This window comes from Mycobacterium sp., from assembly GCF_049281135.1.
GTDB lineage: Bacteria > Actinomycetota > Actinomycetes > Mycobacteriales > Mycobacteriaceae > Mycobacterium.
The window spans coordinates 1-7,819 of sequence record NZ_JBAPRN010000008.1; the positions used below are offsets into that span (position 1 = coordinate 1).

Below are 7,819 nucleotides of genomic sequence, written 5' to 3' on the forward strand. Positions count from 1 at the left end.
CCATGTGAACAAGATGCCGGTGGCACTGGTCAACTCCGTCCGGGGCGCTGTGGTGTCCGGGCAACCGTTCAACGCGGGCAGCGAGATAGCCAAGAGCCTCACCGCGGACGCCAGCCTGGACTGGCACGTCGTCAGCCCCGCGGAAGCGCACAACGGAGTCGAACACGGCAAGTACTACTTCATGGTCGAGCTGCCCCCAGATTTCAGTGCGGCGATCGCTTCGCCGGTGACCGGACAACCGAAAAAGGCCAACCTGATCGCCGTGTACAACGACGCCAACAACTACATCTCGACGAGCATCGGCCGTACCGCGATCGACCAGGTGCTCAACGCCGTCTCGTCCCGGATCTCCGGGCAGGCGGTCAATCAGATGCTCTCCGTGGTGGTTTCGTCCGGGGCCGGCATCAAACAGGCCGCCGACGGGGCCGCCCAACTCGCCGACGGCACCAGTCAGCTGGCGGACGGTCTGGACACCGCCCGGTCCGGCTCTGCGACGCTTGCCACCGGCGCGCAGCAGCTCTCCGATGGGATCAACTCGGCCACCGAGCCGCTCCTTGCGGTGACCAAGGCGCTGTCCCAAATCGGTGGCAGCACCGACCAGTTGCAACAGGGCGTCACGGCGCTACAGCAGGCCAATGATCAGATCGGCGGGATCGCCACGGCGCAGGACAATGCCGCCGGTGCACTTTCGCCGGTGATCGACCAGCTGTCCGCGCGACAGGATCCGTTGGCAAACACGCTGCGCGGTGTGCAGGACCAGCTCCGACAGCACGCGTTCACCCCGCAAATCCGCCAGCGCCTCACCGACGCGCAAAACGCCGCGATCGCCATGACGTCGGGACTGCGCGCACCCGGCAGTCCGCTCGGCTCGGCCCTCGACCAGGTCGGCAGCAAAGGACAGGACCTGACCAACAAACTCACGCAACTACGCGACGGAGCCAAGCAAGTCGCCTCGGGCAACGCCCAGTTGGCAAGCGGCATAGCCAAACTCGACGACGGAGCACTGCAGCTCAAAACCGGCTCGGCCGAGCTCGCGACCAAACTCAGCGACGGGGCCAAGCAGGCGCCCAACTGGACGAACCAGCAGAAGGACGCCATCGCGGATACCATCGGCGGCCCGGTTCAGCTCGAGACCTCACACGAGAACGCCGCTCCGAACTTCGGCACCGGCATGGCTCCGTTCTTCCTTACGCTGGCGCTGTTCTTCGGCGCACTAGTACTTTGGATGATATTGCGGCCCTTGCAGAGCCGCGCGATTGCGGCCGAGGTACTTCCCATTCGCGTCGCGCTGTCCAGCTATCTTCCTGCAGCGGTAATCGCGATGTTCCAGGCGATCATCCTGTATTGCGTGGTGCGGTTCGGCCTCGGCATGCACGTTGTCCACCCTGCCTCGATGCTCGGCTTCATGATCCTTATATCGTTCGCGTTCGTGGCCGCGACACAGGCGATCAATGCACTGGTCGGGCCGGCCGTGGGCCGGGTGCTGATCATGGCGCTGCTCATGCTGCAACTGGTCAGCGCCGGAGGCATGTACCCCGTGGAAACCACATCGAAGCCGTTCCAGTTCCTGCACCGCTTCGACCCGATGACCTATGGCGTCAACGGACTTCGACAACTCATACTGGGCGGCATCGACGGGCGGCTGTGGCAGGCGATCGTGGTGCTGGTCGGCGTATGGGCTTTCGCCATGCTGATCTCGTGCCTGTCTGCCCGGCGAGATCAGCTCTGGAACCTCGACAGGCTGATACCGGCGATCAAGATGTAGGCCCGGCAGCGCAGACCGGAAAGCTGCTCGTCGCGAGCCCGTGGGCTGTCGTTCACGAAGCAGACGTCAATTGCGTGCCTGTTGTGCAGACGTCGCTGACAGACTGACGAACTGCGTATTGAGCCGATCGAGGGAACAGGACTCACGATGACCGATGTCGACCAGACACCCAGTGGCGTCCGCGCCGACCTCAACGAGCATTCACGCACCGGGATGGGCGCGCACGCCCTTCAGCGGGCGATCACCGATCACCTCCGCTATTCGGTCGGCCGTCCGGCCGCCGCCTTGAAGCCCGAGCACTACTACCGGGCGCTGGCACTGGCCGTGCGCGACCGCATGCAGGACCGCCGGGTGGCGTCGACACAGACCTCGCTTGACCTCGGCCGTAAGGTCACCTGCTACCTGTCCGCCGAGTTCTTGATGGGTCCGCAGCTGGGCAACAACCTGCTGAACCTGCGCCTGGAGCAGGCGGCGAAGACCGCGCTGGCGGCGATGGGTCAGGACCTCGACGAGGTCCTGGCGTGCGAGGCGGAGCCCGGGCTGGGTAACGGCGGCCTCGGCCGGCTCGCCGCGTGCTACCTGGACTCGCTTGCCACCCTCGAACGTCCGGCGATCGGCTACGGCATCCGCTACGAGTTCGGCATCTTCAACCAGGAAATCCGCGACGGCTGGCAGGTCGAGAAGACCGACAACTGGCTGGTCAACGGAAATGCTTGGGAGATCGCCAAGCCCGACGTGAACTACCTGGTGAAGTGGGGCGGCTACGCCGAGCACTACTCCGACGACGCCGGCCACGAACGCGTCCGGTGGGTGCCCGGGCGTCTGCTGAAGGGGGTCGCCTACGACACCCCCATCCAGGGCTACGGCGTCAACACCTGCAACGTGCTCACGCTCTGGAGTGCACGGGCGGTCGAGTCCTTTGCGCTGGAAGCCTTTAACACCGGTGACTACTACAAGGCCGTCGAAGACGAGGTGACCTCGGAAACGGTCACCAAAGTGCTCTACCCCAACGACGAGCCGGAGGCCGGCAAGCGGCTGCGCCTGCTGCAGCAATACTTCTTCGTGTCCTGTTCGCTGCAGCACGTGCTACACATCATGGACGACCTCGCCGACGCCGGAGTCCGTGAGCTTCCGCAACGATTCGCATTGCAGCTCAACGACACCCACCCGTCCATCGGCGTCGCCGAGCTGATGCGGTTGCTGGTCGACGAGCGCGACCTCGACTGGGACGAGGCATGGGCGATCACCGTGGCGACGTTCGGCTACACCAACCACACCCTGCTGCCGGAGGCGCTGGAGAAGTGGCCGCTGGAGCTGTTCTCCGAGTCACTGCCCCGCCACCTCGAGATCATCTACGAGATCAATCGCCGATTCCTCGACGAGGTGCGCACCAAATTCCCGGGTGACGAGGACCGGGTTCGCCGCATGTCGCTGATTGGCGAGGACGGCGGCAAGAACGTCCGCATGGCGCACCTGGCGACCGTCGGCAGCCACGCCATCAACGGTGTCGCGGCGCTGCACTCGGAGTTGCTGAAAGAAAGCGTGCTCAAGGACTTCTACGAGTTGTGGCCAGAGCGGTTCAGCAACAAGACGAATGGCGTGACGCCGCGGCGCTTCCTGGCGCTGGCCAACCCGGGTCTGCGCGAGCTGCTGGACCGCACCATCGGTGACGGCTGGCTGAAGGACCTGGACCGCCTGCGCGGGCTGGAGTCGTTCGTCGAGGACGCTTCTTTCCGTGCGCAATGGCGCGACATCAAGCGCGGCAACAAGGCGCGCCTGGCCAAGTATTTGCGCGCGGCGACGGGCATCGAACTCAACCCTGACTGGATGTTCGACATTCAGGTCAAGCGGATCCACGAGTACAAGCGCCAGCACCTCAGCGTGTTGCACATCATCGCGTTGTACCACCGCCTCAAGCAGAACCCTGGGTTGTCGATTCCGCAGCGCGCCTTCGTGTTCGGCGGCAAGGCGGCGCCGGGGTATTTCATGGCCAAGCGAATCATCAAACTGATCAACGCCGTTGGCGAGACGATCAACAGCGACCCGGAGGTCAACAAATTCCTCAAGGTCGCGTTTGTGCCGAACTTCAGCGTCAAGAACGCCCAGCTGATCTATCCGGCCGCGGACTTGTCCGAGCAGATCTCCACTGCGGGCAAGGAAGCCTCGGGGACCGGGAACATGAAGTTCATGATCAACGGCGCGCTGACCATCGGCACGCTCGACGGCGCCAACGTCGAGATGCGCGAGGAGGTCGGCACCGAGAACTTCTTCTTATTCGGTCTGACCGAGTCCGAGGTCGAAGCCGTCAAGGCCAAGGGGTATCGCCCGGAGGACTACATCGACGGCAATGACGAATTGCGCGTGGTGCTGGATCTCATTGCCGGCGGCGCGTTCTCGCACGGAGACACCGAGGTGTTCAAGCCGCTGGTGGACAACCTGCGCTACGACGACCCCTTCCTGGTGTGCGCCGACTTCGAGTCCTACCTGGCCGCCCAGGAGCAGGTGGGCGCGGCGTGGCTGAACAAGGATGCGTGGACGAAGATGTCCATCCTGAACACGGCACGCAGCGGAAAGTTCTCGTCGGACCGCGCTATCGCCGAGTACTGCGACGAGATCTGGAATGTGTGGCCACTGTCCGTGACCATGTGACCTCAGGTCGATTCGCGCCTGGGCGGGATCGGTAGTCGCGCGCTTTCGTCGAGGTCGACTTCGAGCGCGTTGAGCATGAGCGCCAGGCCTGCATATCGGCTGATCACCATCAGCACCTCCACCGTTGCCTCCGAACCCAGGGCTGTGTGCACTTGTTCGAACACTTCGGTGGAGACGTTGCGTGTGGTGAGCAATTCGGTTGTCAGGTGCAGCAACGCGAGTTCGACAGGGCTGAATTCTGCTTCTTGCCACGCGGATTCGGAGGCGACCGCGTTGATCTCGTCGCCGCTGACCCCGGCCGTCCGGGCCACGTCCCTATGCTGGCCGAGCTCGTAAGGGCTGTCCATCAGATAAGCGGTGCGCAGGACGACGAGTTCGCGCAGCCGGAGCGGCAACACCGGGCTGGTCAGGGCGGCTTGGCCGGCCAGCATCCAGCCGGTAAACACCTTATCCGCGTTGGCCAGCGCGCGATACACGTTGAGGTTGCCGCGCGCAGAGGTCAATTCGCGGGCTTGCTCAGTCATTTCCTCCGGTCGACGGTAGGCGATTCGAGTCATGTGAGTTCTCCTGTCAGAGTTGGAATCTAGCGGCGGCATCGACGTCGAGGTCCGCCGCGTTGAGCACCAGTGCCAGCCCGTAGTAGCAGCTGATGATCATCAGCAATTCGGTGAGCGCCTCGTCGCCGAAAGCGGCGTGCGCCGCGGCGAAGGTGTCATCACGCAATCGGTGCGTGGTGCACAGCTCGGTGGTGACATCGAGCGCGGTGCGTTCGGTGCGGCTGAAGTTGGCCGCGTCGAGGTCGCCGGTGTCGAGGATCGCGTCGATCTGCCGCTCGGTCAGGCCGGCGGTGTGGGCGATCCCGACGTGCTGGGCGAGCTCATAACGTGAGCCCTGTAGATGAGCCACCCGCAGGATGACCACCTCGCGCATCCGCGCGCTGAAGGTGGGGCTGTCGAACAACTCGTCGACCATGTGCGTCCAGCCCGGGAAGACCTGCTGAGCGTTGGCGAGCAATCGGAACACGTTGAGGTTCCCGCGACGCGCCATCCACTGACGGACAGGCTCGGGTTGCTCATCGATGCTGGTGAGCGGTATCCGTGACATTGGCTTGTTCCCTTGACTATTCGGCGGCGAGGGCGAAGGTCCAGTCCAGGGTCACGAACGGTTCGTCGACCGTCGTTCCGTCCGGAGCGATACCTGGCTCGTGCTGGACAAAACTTGCCATCAGTGACTTCTGGTCCGCAAAGACGGCGTCGCGGCCGATGTAGGGGTCGTCTCGCCAAAACAGCTGAGTGATGAGCGGCTGGTAGCCCTCGGCCTTGAACCAGAAGTGCACGTGTTGCGGGCGCATGGGCGATCGGTTTGCGGCGCGCAGGATCTCACCGCATGGCCCGTCGGTGGGCTCCGGGTAGTAGCGCGGCGTGATGGAGCGGTACCAGAACCGTCCGTTCTCGTCAGTGGTCAGCAGTGCCCGCATGGCGAGTTCGTTATGCAGCTTTTCGGTCTGCTGGACGTCGTAGAACCCCTCGCCGTCGCTGTGCCAGGTGTCGACGTGGGCCCCGGCGACAGGCTTGCCGTACTCGTCGACGACCCGACCGGTGACGAACATCGGTGTGCCCGTTACGCCATCGGAGATGTCGGCCCCGTTGTCCACGGTGGGACGTCCCTCGACGTAGAAGGGGCCAAGCAAAGCCGAGTCGGTGGTCGAAGACTCGACATGCTGGTTGATCTTGTCCAGCAGCATGCTCAGGCCAAGGATGTCGGAAAGCAGCACAAACTCCTGGCGCGTCGGCATCGAGATTTTGCCGACCCGCTCGAGGAAATCCATTGCGGTGAACCATTCGTCGCCGGTCAGGCGGACCTCACGGGCGAAATCGTGGATGTGCTGCACCAAGCAGGTGAACACCTGGCGGAAACGCTCGTCGGTCGACTCGTCGAAGGTCTGCTGCACGGCGGCGGTGATGGTTTGTTCGGTCAGGTCGGATGACATTGTCTTTGCCTCTCTGTGGGATCGGGTTGTCAGGGCCGGATGACGACGCGGCCGGCGGTGTGGTCGGCGACCGCCTGATACGCCGCGGCCGCATCGTCGAGCGAATAGGTGCCGGCGATGGGAAGGGGGCGGAAGTCGCCGGATTCGAAGTAGGGCGCCATCTGCTGCAGGCGTCGCGCGGAGTCGACGACAGTCAGCTTGGTGCTGTCGATGCCGAGGATTCGAGTTTCGTTGTGGTACAGGTCCAACAGATCGATTTCGACCGCACGCGAACCGACCACGCTGATCACCACCAGCCTGCCTCGCCGAGCCAATGCGGCCAGCGCGGCCGGTGTGGTCACGCCCCCCACGGCGTCGTACACCACGTCGACACCACGGCCGGCGGTGAGCCGTCTGATTTCGGCGCCGACGTCTGCGGTCGGGTCGAACGCAACGAAGTCGTCGATCACGGCCGCGGCGGCAGTCTCCGAGCCGGGCCGGCGGCGATCCACGCCAATGACTTTGGCGCCGATCGCGCGGGCGATTTGTGCCACCGCTCCACCCACGCCACCGGAAACCCCGAAGACCGCGATGGTTTCGCCGGCCGCGAGTTGCGCCGTTTCCACCGCCCCATACCAAGCGACGACGAAGTTGACCCCGACGGTCGAGGCCTCGTCGAAGCTGAGCCGTTCGGGTTTGCGTACCAGCGCTTCCACCGGCACCGACATCAACTCGGCGTGCGAGCCGTCTCGGATGAAGCCGGTGTCTCCCCCGGTGCCCCAGACCGCCGCTCCTTGCCACTCGGGCGGTCCGCTGATCACCACGCCGGCGAAATCACGCCCGGGCGTGCGCGGCAGCACCGTCCATTCCATTGCGCCGGCAACGTTTTTCACGTCGGATGGGTTGACCGACGCCGCCTCCACCCGGATCACCGCTTCATCTGCCGTTCCAGTCAGATCCGGTAGGTCCGTCACGTGCAACACACCGGGGTCGCCGAATTCGGTAAAACGCAAGGCCCGCATGAGTCCGATCCTCCTGAGCTGATGTGCTGCTGCCTACATCGTCTAGCCAACACCCGGAGCAGTCATCGCGTCCAACGAAGAAAAGCGAACCTTGCAATCGCGAATCGCGATAGAGTGATCTTCGTGGAACTGCGCCACCTGGAGTACTTCGTCGCAGTGGCCGCGGAGTTGAACTTCTCCCGGGCGGCCCAGCGTATCCACGTGGTGCAGTCTGCCCTATCGGCGTCGGTCAGCAGATTGGAAAAGGAACTTGGCGTCGAACTGTTCGACCGTTCCAAACGCCAAATCACGCTGACGGCGGCCGGCGCGGTCTTCCTCGAGCACGCACGTGAAGTGATCCACACGGCTCACCGGGCTCGGACGTCAATGGATGCATTTCGTGATCAACTCACCGGCACCGTCACGCTGGGCACC

General features: G+C 64.1%; 7 protein-coding genes. 3 read left to right on the plus strand and 4 right to left on the minus strand.

All coding sequences use genetic code 11. From position 1 onward, the window contains the following. The coding region (locus WAN02_RS00170) for a YhgE/Pip family protein (RefSeq protein ID WP_422261664.1) at window positions 1–1,765 on the plus strand (1,765 nt) is incomplete at its 5' end. A 147-nt stretch (window positions 1,766–1,912) separates the two neighbouring features. Then, entirely contained in the window at window positions 1,913–4,414 is a 2,502-nt protein-coding gene (locus tag WAN02_RS00175; protein ID WP_422261666.1) for a glycogen/starch/alpha-glucan phosphorylase, read from the plus strand. 2 nt (window positions 4,415–4,416) lie between these two features. Here WAN02_RS00175 and WAN02_RS00180 read toward each other — a convergent pair whose 3' ends face one another. The 4 genes from WAN02_RS00180 to WAN02_RS00195 are packed head-to-tail and all read right to left on the minus strand — an operon-like array spanning window position 4,417 to window position 7,405. Then, window positions 4,417–4,971, minus strand: a complete 555-nt coding sequence (locus tag WAN02_RS00180; RefSeq protein WP_422261668.1) for a carboxymuconolactone decarboxylase family protein — start codon at window positions 4,969–4,971, stop codon at window positions 4,417–4,419. A 13-nt stretch (window positions 4,972–4,984) separates the two neighbouring features. Continuing rightward, a complete protein-coding gene (locus WAN02_RS00185) occupies window positions 4,985–5,518 on the minus strand; it encodes a carboxymuconolactone decarboxylase family protein (RefSeq protein WP_422261670.1) in 534 nt (177 codons plus the stop codon). A gap of 16 nt (window positions 5,519–5,534) precedes the next feature. Beyond that, window positions 5,535–6,404 carry a dioxygenase gene (locus tag WAN02_RS00190; RefSeq protein WP_422261672.1) on the minus strand — a complete coding sequence of 290 codons (870 nt, stop codon included), beginning with the start codon at window positions 6,402–6,404 and terminating at the stop codon, window positions 5,535–5,537. A 29-nt stretch (window positions 6,405–6,433) separates the two neighbouring features. Continuing rightward, the gene (locus WAN02_RS00195) at window positions 6,434–7,405 is read right to left on the minus strand and encodes a quinone oxidoreductase family protein (RefSeq protein WP_422261674.1); all 972 of its coding nucleotides are present in this window, start codon (window positions 7,403–7,405) and stop codon (window positions 6,434–6,436) included. A gap of 123 nt (window positions 7,406–7,528) precedes the next feature. On the opposite strand from WAN02_RS00195, the gene WAN02_RS00200 reads away from it, so the two are divergent. Continuing rightward, window positions 7,529–7,819: LysR family transcriptional regulator (locus WAN02_RS00200; RefSeq protein ID WP_422261676.1), on the plus strand; the 291-nt coding region annotated here is incomplete at its 3' end.

Excerpts from the sequence above, each read along its gene's own strand:
- WAN02_RS00175 (WP_422261666.1), top strand. The coding sequence starts at position 1,913 with ATGACCGATGTCGACCAGACACCCAGTGGCGTCCGCGCCGACCTCAAC.
- WAN02_RS00180 (WP_422261668.1), bottom strand. The coding sequence starts at position 4,971 with ATGACTCGAATCGCCTACCGTCGACCGGAGGAAATGACTGAGCAAGCC.
- WAN02_RS00185 (WP_422261670.1), bottom strand. The coding sequence starts at position 5,518 with ATGTCACGGATACCGCTCACCAGCATCGATGAGCAACCCGAGCCTGTC.
- WAN02_RS00190 (WP_422261672.1), bottom strand. The coding sequence starts at position 6,404 with ATGTCATCCGACCTGACCGAACAAACCATCACCGCCGCCGTGCAGCAG.
- WAN02_RS00195 (WP_422261674.1), bottom strand. The coding sequence starts at position 7,405 with ATGCGGGCCTTGCGTTTTACCGAATTCGGCGACCCCGGTGTGTTGCAC.